This is a genomic window from Methanosarcina sp., from assembly GCF_028693135.1.
Taxonomy (GTDB): Archaea; Halobacteriota; Methanosarcinia; order Methanosarcinales; family Methanosarcinaceae; genus Methanosarcina.
The window spans coordinates 1-17338 of the sequence record NZ_JAQUVZ010000023.1; the positions used below are offsets into that span (position 1 = coordinate 1).

Annotated in this window: 8 protein-coding genes; all 8 read left to right on the plus strand. The window is 42.4% G+C overall.

The features are described from left to right. The first annotated feature begins 803 nt into the window (after positions 1-803). The 8 genes from PHF18_RS11155 (at position 804) to PHF18_RS11190 (ending at position 16835) form a co-directional block, all read left to right on the plus strand. A complete protein-coding gene (locus tag PHF18_RS11155; RefSeq protein ID WP_300102658.1) occupies positions 804-3542 on the plus strand; it encodes a DEAD/DEAH box helicase in 2739 nt (912 codons plus the stop codon). 668 nt (positions 3543-4210) lie between these two features. Then, complete coding sequence (locus PHF18_RS11160) at positions 4211-5710, plus strand: NAD(P)/FAD-dependent oxidoreductase (RefSeq protein WP_300102661.1); 1500 nt, start codon at positions 4211-4213, stop codon at positions 5708-5710. A 1099-nt stretch (positions 5711-6809) separates the two neighbouring features. Further along, entirely contained in the window at positions 6810-9650 is a 2841-nt protein-coding gene (locus PHF18_RS11165; RefSeq protein ID WP_300102664.1) for a type I restriction-modification enzyme R subunit C-terminal domain-containing protein, read from the plus strand. A 24-nt stretch (positions 9651-9674) separates the two neighbouring features. After that, positions 9675-10580 carry a DUF3800 domain-containing protein gene (locus PHF18_RS11170; protein ID WP_300102667.1) on the plus strand — a complete coding sequence of 302 codons (906 nt, stop codon included), beginning with the start codon at positions 9675-9677 and terminating at the stop codon, positions 10578-10580. 719 nt (positions 10581-11299) lie between these two features. Then, positions 11300-12937 carry a restriction endonuclease subunit S gene (locus tag PHF18_RS11175; protein WP_300102670.1) on the plus strand — a complete coding sequence of 546 codons (1638 nt, stop codon included), beginning with the start codon at positions 11300-11302 and terminating at the stop codon, positions 12935-12937. After that, positions 12934-14514, plus strand: coding sequence for an AAA family ATPase (locus tag PHF18_RS11180; RefSeq protein WP_300102671.1), 1581 nt, complete (start codon positions 12934-12936; stop codon positions 14512-14514). Before PHF18_RS11175 ends, PHF18_RS11180 begins: the two co-directional genes overlap by 4 nt. Continuing rightward, the gene (locus tag PHF18_RS11185; protein WP_300102674.1) at positions 14501-15340 is read left to right on the plus strand and encodes a hypothetical protein; all 840 of its coding nucleotides are present in this window, start codon (positions 14501-14503) and stop codon (positions 15338-15340) included. Before PHF18_RS11180 ends, PHF18_RS11185 begins: the two co-directional genes overlap by 14 nt. A gap of 13 nt (positions 15341-15353) precedes the next feature. Further along, the gene (locus PHF18_RS11190) at positions 15354-16835 is read left to right on the plus strand and encodes a class I SAM-dependent DNA methyltransferase (protein WP_300102677.1); all 1482 of its coding nucleotides are present in this window, start codon (positions 15354-15356) and stop codon (positions 16833-16835) included. The last annotated feature ends 503 nt before the right edge of the window (positions 16836-17338 follow it).

The window sequence follows — 17338 nt, forward strand, 5'->3', positions numbered from 1 at the left end:
TGAAGGGAGACTTTCACGTACGGTTCTTAGGAGAGAAGGGGGGAGTAATCCCCTTGACTTATCCGACAATTCAAAGTCAAATTATTGCGTACTGAATGAAATTTGGTTCTCTTGATGCGGGATTTTTCCCCCAATAACTTATTGAGATTTGTGATTTTACAGAAAATGAGGCACATTGCCATTTGATTTGTTCGTTTTTGTTGTTTTTATGGCTTTTTCGATAGTTTTTGCTTTATGGTTTTCTTCTTTTTTTCTTCTTGTAAAGACCGCTCTCCTGCGTCGAGCGTGACAGGAACGACACGGTATGCCGAATAAGGTTATACGGGTCAAAGAAATCGTAATTTAATCCTTTTGAGCAAAGCTCACTGTTAAAACCCATAAAGTAGTCCTCTTGAGCACAGCGAAAAGGACCGCGTACTGTTGCGATTACATCGCAACTCCCAGAAAATCTTCGATTTCCTGAGATCCCAAAGCGCAATTCGGGCAGCGAAACTCGGGCAGCGAAACTCGGGGCGTACCGCAGAGCCATAACTCTGCCATTTTAAAATCCCAGGTACCCAGTCAATAGGTTAATATTATTCAAGAGCGGGTTGGACAGGCATATTTCAGATCTTTTATCCCGTGCCGCTCCCCGCCTGGGCCGTTGGGCTTCGGGCAAATTAAAGCGTAATTTTCATCCACACCGGGAAAATAAAGGTATCAAAATATCAATCCTCCCGTAGTGGACTACTAGAACATAAGGTATAATACAAAGTGGAAATACAAAGTGGAAATACAAAGTGGAAAAAAATTGGAGCCGAAAAATGGATATTTCCCGCCTGTTGAATGAAATAAAAGCTTCCAGCCGATACGAAAACCAGATCGTTCATATTGAAGAAACCCCCGCAAGGAACGCATTTTATTTACCTCTTGAGCTGAAGGCACAGGTAAAAGCTGCCCTTTCAGGTATTGGAATCGAATCTTTATACTTCCATCAGGCTGAAGCGATCAAAAAGGTCCGGGAAGGAAAAGACATAGTGCTCTGCACAAGCACGGCGAGCGGAAAGTCCCTTACTTACATGGTCCCTATTTTTGAAACTGTCATGAAAGACCCTGAGGCTACTGCCCTGTATATCTCTCCTTTAAACGCCCTTGTAAACGACCAGTTAAAAGCCTTCCTTAAATTTGAAGGGGCACTGAATTCCGGAGCAGGCATAGCCCGTTATACCGGCGCCCTGAATGCAGCCCAGAAGAAGGAAATAAGGGAAGGTCAGACGAATATTGTTTTCACAAACCCTGAAATGGTGCACATGAGTTTCCTTGCCTGGCACCACCTCTGGAGACGCTTTTTTTCGAACCTCAAATTCATTGTTGTTGACGAGAGCCATTACTACAGGGGAGTTATAGGGAGTAATATGGCAAACGTGCTCCGACGGCTTATCCGGGTTGCTGAACATTATGGGGCTTCCCCTCAGTTCATCTGTTGTTCGGCAACGATAGGGAACCCGAAAGAGCATACAGAAACCCTGCTGGGAAAGGAAGCAGAGGTGGTTGAGAATAACGGCTCTTCCCATGGTCCCCAGAAATTTGTGTTCTGGAACCCTCCATTATACCTGAACGGAAAGGGGAATACAGTCAGGAAAAGCAGCTTTTCCGAAACCTCAACCCTTTTTACGCGGGCAGTCCAGGCAGGACTCCAGACCCTTGCCTTTACGCGATCCAGGCAGGGAGTAGAGCGCATGTATAAGAGCTGCAGGGAACTTTTGAGGGAACGGGGACTCTCTTCGGCTGTTTGCTCTTACAGGAGTGGTTATTTTGACAGGGAGAGGGAAGAGGTCGAAAAGAAAATGAATTCAGGGGAACTCAGGGGTGTCATTTCCACAAATGCCCTCGAACTCGGGATAGATATAGGAGGGCTTGATGCCTGCATCCTTGACGGCTATCCCGGCACGGTCATGAGCGCAAGGCAGCAGGCGGGAAGGGCAGGCAGGAGCGGAAACGAAAGCCTTGTCCTTATGGTAGCCGGCACAAATGCCCTTGACCAGTATTACATGAGAAACCCGGACGACTTTTTTGCAAGAAGCAGCGAAAATGCAGTGCTTAACCCTAAAAACCCCTATATCCTTGCAGGACACCTGCTCTGTGCAGCAAAGGAAATCCCTCTAAGGATATCCGATGAAAAGTATTTCGGGAAAGGATATTCAAGAGTAGTTGAGCTTCTGGAAGCAGAAGGGCTGCTTGCAGGCAGCGACCTGAAATATTCCACTGACCCTTTCCCTTACAAACAAGTCTCCCTTCGTGGGATAGATAATAATACTTACTCTCTTCTCGCCGTTGAAGGGGAAAAAAGCTTTCCTCTCGAAAAGGACATAGAGGAGACCCTGGCTTTCCGGGAATGCCATCCGGGCGCGGTCTACATGCACAGGGGAGAACCCTTCTACATAAACAGGGTCGACAATGAGAAAAAGGAGATACACACCGTAAAGACGCACGACAGCTACTACACAAAACCCATGATCGATTCGTCAGTCCTGGTGCGGGAGACCTATGCGGTAAAATCGCTCCGGCACGCTCCCGAGGTGGAGGCAGGGCTTGGGGATGTGGAAGTAACGGACACGATTATAGGGTACAGGAAAATCCGGACTCACAGCGACGAGACCATGAGTGCCCATGACCTTGAGATGCCTCCGATAACCCTCCAGACAGTTGCCCTCTGGCTTAAGCTCCCAAACAGGCTGCAGGAGCTGATAGAACAGCATAAACTTGACTTTGCAGGCGGGATCCATGCTGTTGAGCATGCGATGATTTCCATGTATCCTCTGCACCTGCTTGTGGACAGGAGCGATGTAGGAGGGGTTTCAACTCCCTCCCATCCGGACCTCGGAGGCAAAAGCGGGATCTTCATCTATGATGGGCACAGGGGAGGAGTAGGGTATGCAGAGAAAGGCTATGACCTGATTGAAGAGGTCCTCGACGGCACCTTAAAAGCCATTGAAAGCTGCCCCTGCGAAAGCGGCTGTCCTGGCTGTATCCAGTCTCCCAAATGCGGGAACAACAACGAACCCCTTGACAAGCATGCTGCAATCATGCTCCTGCATGAACTCCTTGGAAAAGCCCCCTACATCCCACCCGAGAAAAAAGAAAAGCACCTTTCTGAAGCCAGAGCCTTGAGGCAGGTCCCGGAAAAAAAGGACGTCGGAGATGCCCTTGACAGAGTAAGGAGACAGCTCAGGCGGGAAACCATAAAACAGGAACCTCAGGCAGGGCAGGAGAAAAAGGAAAAGACCTTCATTGCCACGGACGAAAATGGGGGAATGATTGGAGTCATCTCGGCTCCTTCCCCGGAAAAGGCTGCATCAAAAACCTTTCACCACAAACTCGCAGGGCAAAAGGAAGCTACGAAAGAAAAGCCCATTGAGATCCGAATAAGGGATCTTGGGGCAGGCAGTGACTACCACTTCAAGGTCTGGACCGAGCTTTTCGAAAGCAAAGAAACCGGAGTCGTTGAAGCAGAAGGCATGAAAAAGGCTGTGAGAAAACTGATTATCCGGAGAGTAAATTGAAGACAGGGGCAGGTTTCAGCCCTATTTCATTGTCTCAGTTTTAATTATTTATTCCAAAATGGAATCGGGATCAATATCCGAGGTCAGACAATGACTTACAAATTACATTCTTCTTCAAAATCATATGGAAGTTACTTATACTGAGAGTCCCATTTATCTACAATAGTTGGTATCCAAAATAGAAAGGTCTAATAAAATTATCTGTAATACTGGGGGAATAGTTTGCAGAGATTAATATTGATACTGATGTTTATGTTTATGTTTATGGCTCTTGTATTCTTCATTGCCTTCAATTCAAAATGGCAATAGCCATATAAGGAATTTAAAGCAGTATTTTAAAGCAGTATTATCCGAAAACGGATTCTGAAGCATGGGGCGGTTAGAGGACAGTTCTTGCCAGATTTCTGGGCATGATTCTCACACCTGAATTATGTATGGATTTATGCCCGGAAGGCCCTGTGTAGTGAGAGGGTACAAACACAAATCAGGATTATATAATATTTAGAGCATAATATGCAATTGAAGATTTTATTCTACAATTGAAGAATCCGGAGGATTTTCAGAGGATTCTTAAGGGTTTTCTATTTAAATTTCAAAAGAGTTTTCAGGCTTTTTGAGGCTTCATATTTTTAAAACTTCATATTTAGAATTAGAAAGGAGTTTTGCCCATGGGTATTGAAAATCATGCTTCAGGGAAAAGCGAGATAAATTCGGGATACGATGTCATAATCATAGGGGCAGGGCAGGCGGGGATGTTTGCAGCTTATGAGCTTGCAGCCGGGAAGCTGAAAACTCTTGTTATTGATATGGGCAGGGACATTGACAAACGCACATGCCCTATGAAAACCCAGAGCTACTGCACGCATTGTACGCCCTGCGATATTATGTGCGGGGTTGGGGGCTGCGGGACTTTTTCAGATGGGACCCTGAACCTGCGGCCTGACATAGGAGGAGATCTTGCAGCCCTGACCGGAGACCAGGCTGAAGCCTGGGAACTGGTTGATAGGGTCGATAAAGTTTTCCTTAAATTCGGAGCGCCTCAGGGGGCTCTCCTGACTGAAGGCCCGGAAATAGAGGAGCTAAAACGCAGGGCTGCCTCGGTCGGAGCCCGGTTTATAGAGATCAAGCAGCGACATATAGGTTCGGACAATGCCCCTGCAGTCATAAGGCGCTTCAAACAGGACCTTGTTGATAAAGGTGTGAACTTCCTGATTGAGACCGAAGTCCAGGACCTACTTGTTGAGGGCGGAACGTGCAAAGGTGTTATACTCTCAGGCGGAAGAGTTGTCCGTGCGCGGTACATGCTACTGTCACCGGGAAGAAGGGGCTGCAACTGGGTCTCGGAAATGATTGAGAAACATGATCTGGAAGCTCGTTACGGAGGGATTGACATAGGAGTCAGGGTGGAAGTCCCTGCAATTATTATGGACCCTGTAACGAAAATCAACCGGGACCCCAAGTTTCATATCCAGACCCGCCGCTATGATGACTTTGTCAGGACTTTCTGCACAAACCGGCGCGGCTTTGTCGTTAAGGAAGAATATGAAGACTTCATTGCGACCAATGGCCATTCGATGGCAAACACGGAATCCGAAAACACCAATTTCGCATTCCTCGTCCATATAGAACTGACCGAGCCCATGGAAAACACAACGAAATACGCCCGCTCAATAGCAAAACTCGCAACAACAATCGGCGGGGGAAAGCCTGTCCTCCAGCGCATGGGCGACCTCAGGCGCGGACGCAGGTCTACAAAAGAGCGCCTCGCCAAAAACCTGGTTATAAATACATTAAAAGATGTCACACCCGGCGATATCTCAATGGCTCTTCCGCACAGGATAGTCATGGACATAATCGAAGGCCTTGAGACCTTAAACGAGATCGTTCCCGGTGTTGCCTCGGACTCAACTTTGCTTTATGCCCCTGAAGTCAAGTTCTACGCCATGCATCTGAAAGTCGACCGCCAGATGGAAACCAGCATCAAAAACCTCTTTGCCGCAGGAGACGGCGCAGGGCTCTCAAGGGACATAGTCAATGCCGCAGCAACCGGAATCATGGCTGCAGAAGGGATTATGAAAAAGGTTAATGAAGAAGTGAAAAAAGTTAATGAAGAAGTGAAAAAGGTCGAAGAAGACGAAAAAGCAAATTGTAAAGATTCTAAGGATTGAAAAATTACTAAAAATTATTTTGTTTTTAATTTTGTATTTTGTTTTAAAAAAGGGTGCGTTCCCATCTGAAAAACCTGGAAGTTTCGAACGGAGTTTAGAGGATTTAACGTTCTAATTTTTTAGTTTGGGAAGAGGTTTGAGGTATTTGATTTGTGGGTTGAGAATTTTTCGTTTTTTAATCTTTTTTGTGGGTGTAGATCTTTTTGGAGTAGGTGTTTTTTGCTAGGAGTGTTCAATTTATGAGAACGCAAGTTATACTATGCACTTGGAGTATATATTATTTTTAACGCATAATCGCAACGTGGGAATATAATCATTAGAGAATACGGACAACTGTTAGTTTAATAGTTTAATGTTAATCGGAGTATAATAGAATCTAAAAGTTATAAAAAAGGCTAAAGCATACGGAAAAGAGGTTATACATGCAAGAATTTCAAAAACACAAGAAATTTAATAGTTAAATAGAACTGCACTGAAAATTACTTTCCGTCTAAATGTGATAAGATCGAAAAACTACTAGAAATAATTTTGTTTTTAATTTTGTTTTAAAAGAGGTTGCGTTCCCATCTCAAAAACCTGGAAGTTCCTAAGAAGTTTAAAAGATTTAACTTTTTAATTTTTTAGTTTGGGAAGAGGTTTTGAGGTATTTGACTTGTGGGTTGAAAGTTTTTCGTTTTTTAATCTTTTTAGTTTGGGAAGAGGTTTGAGGTATTTGACTTGTGGGTTGTGGTTGAGAATTTTTCGTTTTTTAATCCTTTTAGTGTAGGGTAGATCTTTTTGGAGTAGGTGTTTGTTTGCTAGTGGGTGTTCAATTGATGAGAACGCAAGTTATACTATGCACTCGGGGTATATATTATTTTTAATGTATAATCGCAACGCGGGAATATAATAGTTAGTGAATTGTACTAACTTTTAGTTTAATAGTCTAATGTTAATCGGAGTATAAAAGTGACACACGATAACCTTTTTACATAAATTTCCACTCGAAAGGCAATTTGAAGCACTGCTACAGATTAAATTAGTAAAGATTTTAAGGCTCAAGGAGGTTTACAATATGAATATATATTGTCTGCCATGATGAAAAACTGGAAGAGAGTTTATGATTCTGCAAAGCAGTAGGAAGCCGGAAGAAATTGCCCGTGAAGATATAGATAGGATGCTTGGTCTTTCGGGCTGGAAGGTTCAAGGTTTAAACGAAATAAAATTGGGCGAAGGTCTGGGGGTTGCAGTCACAGAAGTCCACCTGAAAGCCGGATTTTCCGACTACCTGCTTTTTGTTGACAGGCGGCCTGTAGGCATTATTGAAGCAAAACCAAAAGGATTCACCCTGAGCGGAGTTGCTGAGCAGTCCGAAAAGTATGCAAAAAGCAAAATAGTGAATCTTCTGGCGATAAACGAGCCTCCCTCTTTTTGCTATGAAAGCACAGGCGATGAGACATATTTCAGAGATAGGAGAGATCCTGAACCGCGCTCGCGCAGAGTTTATTCATTCCATAGGCCAGAGACCCTGAAAGGGTGGATTGAAGAAAAAGATACACTGAGAAGCAGGCTGATCGAAACTTCAAGGCTGGTTCTGCTGGACAGGGAAAAATTGTGGGACTGCCAGTACGAGGCAATCGAAAATCTGGAAAAATCGTTCGCAAACAACAGGCCAAAAGCCCTTATCCAGATGGCAACAGGCAGTGGAAAAACCTACACTGCTGTGAGTTTTATCAGCAGGCTGATCAAATTTTCAAAAGCAAAAAGAGTGCTTTTCCTGGTTGACAGGAACAACCTCGGGCAGCAAACCCTGAGTGAATTTCAGAGTTATGTGATCCCAGGAGACGGGCGCTTATTTACAAAAGTATATAACGTACAGAACCTGACCTCAAACAGCCTTGACCCTGTTTGCAAGGTGTGCATAACAACGATTCAGCGGCTATATTCCATGCTTAAAGGGGAAGAGGAACTGGCGCCGGAACTTGAAGAAGAATCCGCATTTGACCACTGGGCAGAGTTATCAGGAAACGTGGAACTGTCAGGAAAAGATGAAACAAAGGGAAAAACAAAGGAAGAGGAAGAAGAAAAAACAATTGCCTATAATCCTGACATCCCTATAGAGTATTTTGATTTTATTGTAACCGATGAGTGCCACAGGTCAATCTACCACCTCTGGAGGCAGGTGCTCGAATACTTTGACGCTTTTACGATAGGGTTGACTGCAACACCTTCAAAGCAGACTCTCGGCTTTTTTAACCAGAACCTTGTAATGGAATACTCGCATGAAAGAGCGGTTGCAGACGGCGTAAACGTAAGCTACGAAGTCTACAGAATAAAAACCGAAATCACAGAAAAAGGAAGCAAGGTCGAAGCCGGATTTTACGTGGACAGGCGGGACAAGCTTACCCGAAAACTCAGGTGGGAACTGCTTGACGATGATTTTTCCTATGATGCAAAACAGCTCGACAGCTCGGTAGTCTCAAAAGACCAGATCAGGACCGTGATAAGGACTTTTAAGGAAAGACTCTTCACAGAAATCTTCCCCGGCAGGTCTGAAGTCCCAAAGACCCTTGTATTTGCAAAAGATGACTCCCATGCCGAAGATATTGTCGAGGTTATCAGGGAAGAATTCGGAAAAGGCAATGATTTCTGTAAGAAAATAACCTACCGGGTCACAGGCGAAAACCCCAAAAACCTGATCAAGGATTTCAGGAACAGGTTTGATCCCCGCATCGTCGTAACCGTAGACATGATCTCCACAGGCACGGACATAAAACCTCTGGAATGCGTTCTTTTCATGAGAGACGTCCGTTCAAGCGTTTATTTTGAGCAGATGAAAGGCAGGGGCACCCGTACAATAAACCCCGAAGATATCAAGGAAATAAGCTCGGACTGCACTACAGGAAAGACCCATTTTGTGATCGTGGACGCTGTCGGGGTCTGCGAAAGCGACAAGACTGATTCCCGCCCCCTTGAGAGAAAAAAGACCGTTCCTTTTGATAAACTCCTGACCCAGGTTGCCTTCGGCAGCCGGGACGAAGATACCCTGACAACTCTTGCTGGCCGCCTCGCCCGGCTTGACCGGAAAATCACTCCCTACGAAAGAGAAAAAATCCTGGAGAAATCCGGCGGCAAATCTCTGAGCGCCCTGACAAACTCTCTCCTTGATGCCCTTGACCCTGACCTCAAAGAAGCAAAAGCTAAAACCCTCTTCAACACCGACTCCCCCTCACCCACCCAGCTCGAAAAAGCCAGAGAAACCCTTGCCTACGAAGCCTGTGCTCCTTTTGACTCCCCGGCTCTCAGAAACCTCCTGATCGACCTGCACCGCAAAAGCGAACAGACTATAGACACGGTCAGCGAAGATAGACTCATCTACGCAGGCTTTGACGCCGATGCAAAGGAAAAAGCCCACCAAACCGTAGAAAGCTTCCACAAGTTCATCGAGGAAAACAAAAACGAACTCACAGCCCTCCAGATACTCTACAGCAGCCCCTACGACAAAAGACACCTCACCCACCGCGCAATCAAGCAGCTCGCCGAATCCATAGAAAAGCCTCCATACTACCTGACCCCGGAAAAACTCTGGAAAGCCTACGAAGCCCTAGATAGGTCAAAAGTCAAACAGGCAACTCCGGGCAAACTCCTCACCAATATAATCTCCATCCTCCGCTTCGAACTCGGAGAATCCGACATCCTCGAACCCTTCCCCGATACAGTCGAATCAAGGTTCGAAAAATGGCTCTCAGCCCAGGAATCCTCAGGCAGGACCTTTTCAGAAGAACAGAATGAATGGCTCAGAATGATCAGGGATCATATTGCGTCCTCACTGGATATTGTGGTTGAGGACTTTGAGAATGTGCCTTTTAACAGGAAAGGAGGAGCGTTTAAGGCTTATGAGCTGTTCGGGGAGGAGCTGGTGGGAATTATGGGAGAGTTGAGTGAAGTACTGACAGGATAATTCGCGGAAAAATACGGTGATAGAATGTCTCAAACAACTTTTTCTGGAGATTGTGCTAAATCTCAAAGTTTTATTGTATATCATGACGAAAGCGGAGGCTATGGGACCACTAAATGGGTTTACACGGGACTTTTTTGGATCAATGAGAATAATATAGCTGAAATATGCAAGGATTTAGAAGAGATAAGGCAAAGTGAGAATTACTATGGGGAGATCCATTTTAAAGAGTTTCAGAAAAGTTTTGAAGGAGAATACGGTGGTAAAACGCGGGTTGCAAAAGGCTGGTTCAAGTTGTGGAAAAACAAGTGGGCTAAAAGAGCATTTTTTAATGTACTGGCTGTAGACACGCAACATCCAATGTATGAAAATAGCAGATTTCCAAAAGAATTCCATGCTTACAATCGTTTTACCTTTATGGCAATAAGAAGTGGAGTCTCATGGTTCTTTAAAAACTATTCTGAGATAAACCTTGACATCTACTCCGATGAAAAAACACGCCGCTCTAAAGGAGTAATACCTGATGGGATTAATAACGATAACTTTGAGGACTACCTTAAGTGGCAAATAGAAATTCAAAATGAAAACGGTCCAATTGTTCATATGCCTGAAGATGTAAAATGCGTTAAATGTCCTAAAAAAGGGCCATATACTTCTGAAAATGAATTACTGCAACTAACAGATCTACTTTTAGGCTCAGTATTTACAGCAGTAGAAGCAAAAGCAAATCGGGAAACTAAAGTCTGGTTTGGAATTCAAGCTGCCAGAGTTATGGAAGATATTAGACTGAAGCCCTGGGATCAAAAGCTTAAGTTACACCGTAAGTTCTCATTAAGCTATTTTCCAGATAAATTCGGCCACATTTACGAAGATGGACCGATAGATATCATAAATACCTCCGATAAAAAACAAAAGACGCTCTCTTTCTTTTAAATGCCGGGGAATTTCCAGATATTTCAACACTTGACACAATATAGTTCAATGAAAAGGGATATAAACGTACAGGAAATTTCAATTCCAGCCCCGTTCTTCTGTATATATAAATGGTAAAGCAAAGTTCTTACTTTCGGAAGGTCGACATTAGAAATTAGAACATTATTCCCGATACCGTTTTAGAACATTAGACCACTATTTATTATGTTTAAAGCTGGTTAACGTGTGACCCAACTCTCACGACCTATATATGCACTGAATCATTTTTTCATTAAAGTTTAGTATGATAGATTAATAATTGGTCATATGTAAACCTAACAACTACACACAATTACGGAGCATCATTTCAAAATCGCCATCATCAAAAATATCAAAAATTAAATGTCGACCTGCCGAAGGTAAGAACAAAGATAAAAATAGGTTTTTTCTCGGATGTTACCTTGCTTTCATTCGTTATCATACCCTCATATGGATATTGTGAATATATGTTGAAAAACAATTAAGCATCAATGTTACTTATGTGTGTACAGAAATAAAGGAAAGTCTCCAAAGCTCAACTTTGACTCTTTTTCACCACTGAGCTAACGCTTAACGGGCAATAATTTTAAGCGTAAGCACTCTCCTTAAAGACACAAACAATCTTACTTCGGCTTTATCCCACAACCAAAAGAGAACGATTATATAAATTAAGTTCTTTTAAAAACGCACGGAGAACCCAGATGACTGATACTGAAAATCTACCGGCGCTCCCTGAGAAGTGGTGCTGGACAACAATCGGAGATATTATTTCATTTGAATATGGAAAGGGCCTTCCAAAGGAAAAAAGGGATAAAATAGGAAATTTTCCAGTTTTTGGATCAAACGGAATCATCGGCTATCATTCTATTGCATTAGTAGAAGAGCCTTGCTTGATCGTGGGAAGAAAGGGTTCTGCAGGAGTGGTTCACAAATCAAATATTTCTTGCTGGCCTATTGACACCACTTATTATGTCATCCCTCCCAAAAGTGTGGACTTTTCATTTTTGTATTATTTACTTAAAACACTTAATCTTGGTTCTCTTGATAAATCAACAGCAATCCCCGGATTAAATAGAAATGACGCATATGCTCTTTCTATACCTATTTCACCTCTCCCCGAACAGCACCGCATAGTCCAGAAAATAGAAGAACTTTTCACCGATCTGGATGCCGGAGTTCAGGCGCTTGAAAAGGCGAAGGTGCAGATTAAAAATTACAGGCAGATGGTTCTCAAACTTACGCTTCAGGGAAAGCTCATTCAACAAGATCCAGCAGATGAACCAGCTTTAAAATTGATTGAAACTATTAGAGCAGATCTAATAAAGGGTAAAATCGATGGCAAGAAATTAGTTTCAATAAATACAGAAGAAAATCTTTTTGAGTTACCTGATTCATGGAAATGGATTCGATTAGGAGAAGTATTAACTTTTGGTCCTAGAAATGGTTATTCTCCAAAACCAGTAAAACATGTCACAAATGTCCGAGCCCTTACATTAACTGCAACTACCTCCGGAAAATTTAGAGATGACTGCTTTAAATACATCGATGAAGAGATAGATGCTAATTCTCATTTATGGCTTGAAGAAAATGACCTATTGATTCAAAGAGGAAACACTATTGAGTATGTTGGAGTTGCTGCAGTTTACAAAGGAGCTTCGAATGCCTTCATTTATCCAGACCTTATGATGAAAATGAAAGTACATCCAAAAACCAAGGTTGATTTTCTACACATGGTGATTAACAGCAAATTCTCACGTAAGTACTTTGAAAAAAGAGCTACAGGCACAGCTGGAAGTATGCCAAAAATAAACCAAAGTACAATAGTAAATTTACCGATTCCTCTTCCTCCTCTCGCCGAACAAAACCGAATCGTCTCCGAAATAGAGCGCCGTTTCTCAGTCATCGACCAGATCGAAAAAACCATAGACCAATCCATGATTCAGGCAGAAAAACTGCGCCAGTCTATCCTTAAAAAAGCCTTCGAAGGCAAACTTGTATCCCAGGACCCGAATGATGAACCTGCCTCTGTCCTTCTTGAGAAAATAGATAAGGAAAAAACCGAACTTGAGGCTTCTAACAAAACAAAAAGAAAACCTACAAGTAAATTAAAGAGAAAGGGGATAAAAGAGATGAAAAATTCAGAAGCAGATATTCAGAATATAAAGTTATATGAAATACTCAGTTCATCGAATAGTTCTTTAACACCAAAAGAACTTTGGCAGTTATCCAAGCTCGACATTATAGATTTTTATGAGAATTTGAAAGTTGAAGTAGAAAAAGGCAGAATAATTGAAAGGCGCCCAAATGATATTGATGTATATTTGGAGATCGGTGAATGAAACTGGAGAAGCTTTGGGTAAAAGATTTTAAAAATTTAAAAGATTTTCAAATTGACTTTGATCAAGAGCAGATGACTACTGTTTTGATCGGTCATAATGGGATGGGAAAATCCAATTTAATTGAAGCCATCGTCATAATTTATCGAGATTTAGATTTAGGCAATCCTCCAGTTTTTGAATATGACCTGAACTACTTTTGTAAAGGAAATAAAATCCGTATAAAGGCAGAACCCGAAAAAAGGAATTATGCAATAGTAGTTAATGGAAAAAATATTTCATTCTCAAAATTTAATGAAGAGAACAGGCAAGTTGATAAAAAGAATATACCAAACAGAAAGTACCTGCCAAATTATCTTTTTGCATACTATTCAGGAAATAGCGAGCGTTTAGAAAGTCATTTTAATACACACCAAAAGAAATTTTATGACGACCTTTTGAAAAATAATGACAAACCTCTGCGACCCTTATTTTATGCAAGACTCGTTCACAGTCAATTCGTATTACTTTCGTATTTTCTATACGGCGACCAAGACTCTCGGGATTTTTTACATCAGTGCCTAGATATTTCGGGATTAGAATCTATTTTATTCGTACTCAAAAAACCTCGTTGGAAAAGTAAAGAAGGGGATAAACGTTTCTGGAATGCAAAGGGTGTGGTACAAAGCTTCTTAAGTGAACTTTACAAATATTCTTTAGCCCCAATTTATAATACAGAAACAGTTTATCCAGAATACAACAAAACGAAAAGGGAAGAACATCTGTATTTGTTTATTCAAAATGAAGAAAAGCTTAAAGAACTGACAAAAAAGTATGAAAGTAATACGGATTTTTTTAAAATACTTGAAAGTACGTACATTTCAGAGCTAATTAGTGAAGTCCAGATAAAAGTTAAGAAAGAAAGCTCTAATTGCAAACTCATTTTCAAAGAATTAAGTGAAGGAGAACAACAATTACTTACAGTACTTGGGTTACTAAAATTCACTCAAGACGAAGAATCTTTGTTTTTGCTTGATGAACCCGATACTCATTTGAATCCTGTGTGGAAGTTAGAATATCTAAATTTACTGGAGAAAGTCGTTGGTAAAAACAAAACCAGTCACATTCTTATCTCTACACATGACCCTATTGTTATAAGTGGTCTTGTAAAAGACCAAGTTATTATTTTTGAAGAAGACAAAAAATCTAATAAGATACTAACAAGAAACCCAGAAGTAGATCCAAAAGGAATGGGAGTAGCTGCATTATTAACCAGTGAACTTTTTGGACTTAGTACAACTTTAGATATTGAAACACAGCAGAAATTAGATAGAAAACGTGAAATTTTCCTCAAATCTTTTGAAACTAAGTTGACCTCTGAAGAATTGCTTGAGATGCGGGAACTCACAGATGAGCTAGGTTCACTTGATTTTACAAAGACAATAAGAGACCCGCTATACGATAAATTTGTGAAAGCAATGTTATCAAGAGATGAATTTAGAAAACCCGTACTTACATCTGAAGAGATAAAGAAACAACAATTAATTGCTCAAGAAATAATTGAAAAAATTTTGGAGGAAGAAAAGAGTGAGATACATTGATATCGAAAGCAAAAATCCTCCAACGGAGTGGTGTGAAAAGGCTAAAGAACTGACTGAGCAATTAAAAGAAGCAAAAACGCCAAAAGAGAGGGAAAAAATAATTGATGACCATAATTTTTGGAGCGATAAAAGGATAAAAGATTGGCTTTTAAATGTATCTAACAACAAATGTTGGTATTCAGAAGCAAAAGAAGTATACTCTTTTTATGACGTAGATCATTTTCGTCCAAAAAAACGTGCAAAACAATTGGATGGTACTAACCGCGAAGGCTATTGGTGGCTTGCATTTGATTGGAAAAACTATCGTATATCGGGAAGTATTGGAAACAGACCAAATAGAGGCGAAGATGGCCAAACAAGGGGCAAAGCAGACTATTTCCCCCTGAGACAAGGCAGTCCCATCGCCGTGAACCCTGAAGATGATATACGCGATGAAATTATTTATCTTTTAGATCCCACCAACCCACATGATCCTCCACTTTTAACTTTTGATGATTCTGGAAATCCATTTCCAGCATCTCCAAAAGAATCATGGGAATATTTGCGTGTTGAAACAACAATAAAAATCCTTCATTTGGACTATTATCCACTGGTAGAAGAACGTAAAAAAATTTGGGTAAAATGTACTTTATTAATGAATGAAATTGAATATCTGATGTGTGAAAGATGTCGAAGAGCCAGTGTCACAGACGGCGCAAACTTAAACAATAAAATGAAACAACTGAAAGAAATGATTTCAGGTGAAGCAGAATTATCTTCAACGGCTAAAGCATGCATTTTAAGTAGTGGGCGATTGTGGGCTATGCAATTTGCTTGCAGTTTCTGAATTTGGTGATAGAATGAGCAACGAATCCTCAACAATCGTGCAGCGTCTCTGGAACTACTGCAACGTGCTTCGGGACGACGGAATAAGTTACGGAGATTATGTGGAGCAGCTGACTTATTTACTTTTTTTGAAAATGGCGGAAGAAAAGGTGAATTCGCCTTTTGCAAAGGTTGCAGCCTCGGAAATTCCTGAGGGGTATGACTGGAAGAGCCTGGTTTCAAAGGACGGGGACGAGCTTGAAATTCACTACAGGCACATCCTTGAAACCCTTGCAAAGGAAAAGGGGATGCTCGGGGTCATTTTCAGAAAATCCCAGAACAAGATCCAGGACCCGGCGAAGCTCAAAAGGCTCATCGAGCTTATCAATGGGGAAAGGTGGACCGGGATGGACATGGACGTGAAAGGGGAGATCTATGAAGGGCTGCTTGAGAAAAACGCCGAGGATACCAAAAGCGGTGCAGGACAGTATTTCACGCCCAGGCAGCTCATCAAGGCAATGGTTGCCGTGCTCAAACCGGAGCCGGAAAAGACCATCTGTGACCCTGCCTGTGGGACGGGCGGGTTCTTCCTTGCAGCGCATGACTACATCTCAAGCCCCGAAAAATACGGGAAAGCCCAGCTCGACCGGGACCAGAAGAAGTTCCTCAAAGAAAAGACCTTCCGGGGCTGGGAGATCGTGGACAACACCGCCCGGCTCTGTGTCATGAACCTCTTCCTGCACGGCATAGGTGGAAAAGAAAGTCCTATAACCGTCAACGACAGCCTTATCTCAGATCCTGGCGAGCGCTTCGACTACATCATGACAAATCCACCTTTCGGAAAGAAGAGCAGCATCACAATCGTAAACGGGGGCGGGAAAGCTGGGAAGGAGTCCCTGACCTACGAGCGGGACGATTTCGTTGCAACCACCTCCAACAAGCAGCTCAATTTCCTCCAGCACGTCAGGACCCTCCTCAAGGTCACAGGAAAAACCGCAATTGTCCTTCCTGACAACGTGCTTTTCGAAGGTGGAGCCGGGGAAATCGTCAGAAAGCGCCTGCTCCACGACTGCAATGTCCATACCCTTCTTCGGCTGCCTACCGGCGTCTTCTATGCCCAGGGCGTAAAAGCAAACGTGCTCTTCTTTGACAACCGGCCTGGCAGAAGCAAACCGTGGACCGAAAAGCTCTGGATCTACGACCTCCGGACCAACATGCACTTCACCCTCAAAACAAACTCACTCCGCTTTGAAGACCTTGAAGACTTCATCAAATGTTACAATCCCGACAATATAAATGCAAGAACTGAAACCGAACATTTTCGCTGCTTCACTTATGATGAACTCATCCAGCGGGACAAAGTCAACCTGGACATTTTCTGGCTCAAGGATGAAAGCCTTGAAGATTCAGAAAACCTGCCTGCTCCTAATGTGATTGCAGCAGAAATTGTTGAAAACCTTGAAGTTGCACTGGATCAGTTCAGCAGTATTTATCAGGAACTGGAGAGAGGGGGGTAAAATCCTCTCTAACAGCTCATGGGTTTGTGTGATGAACTCGAATCAAAACTTAGGAAGGCGCGGGAAGATAGCGAGAAACTTATGGAAACGGTTGTGAAGGGTTTGTTAGAAGGGGCCGCCGCCGAAATATAAAAATAGAGTTGTGAAAATCGTCCCGAAAAACCATATTCACTATCTTGAACCTGTATTTTCACCGAGCGCAAGCTCGGGCCGGTCCGAAAAAGCAAAAGCAAAAAGAAATATTTTTCACACACAGAATTCAGTGAGCTTTCTATAATAAAAAAACTGTCACAATGGCACCTTAAAACTTATTTTTTACTTTTCTTATTTTACGGGAAAGCCGCACTTCGTGCGTGACAAGCTCCGTTAAAGACCTAATGATTTTGCTCCGGTTTCTATCCCATAACCAAAAGGAATGGGTACACAAATTAATTTTTATAAAAACGGAAAGGGAAAATGAACTCCCTCTATCAGACATGGGTTTGTGTGATGAACTCGAATCT

Excerpts from the sequence above, each read along its gene's own strand:
- PHF18_RS11165 (WP_300102664.1), top strand. The coding sequence starts at position 6,810 with ATGATTCTGCAAAGCAGTAGGAAGCCGGAAGAAATTGCCCGTGAAGAT.
- PHF18_RS11170 (WP_300102667.1), top strand. The coding sequence starts at position 9,675 with ATGTCTCAAACAACTTTTTCTGGAGATTGTGCTAAATCTCAAAGTTTT.
- PHF18_RS11175 (WP_300102670.1), top strand. The coding sequence starts at position 11,300 with ATGACTGATACTGAAAATCTACCGGCGCTCCCTGAGAAGTGGTGCTGG.
- PHF18_RS11155 (WP_300102658.1), top strand. The coding sequence starts at position 804 with ATGGATATTTCCCGCCTGTTGAATGAAATAAAAGCTTCCAGCCGATAC.
- PHF18_RS11160 (WP_300102661.1), top strand. The coding sequence starts at position 4,211 with ATGGGTATTGAAAATCATGCTTCAGGGAAAAGCGAGATAAATTCGGGA.
- PHF18_RS11190 (WP_300102677.1), top strand. The coding sequence starts at position 15,354 with ATGAGCAACGAATCCTCAACAATCGTGCAGCGTCTCTGGAACTACTGC.
- PHF18_RS11180 (WP_300102671.1), top strand. The coding sequence starts at position 12,934 with ATGAAACTGGAGAAGCTTTGGGTAAAAGATTTTAAAAATTTAAAAGAT.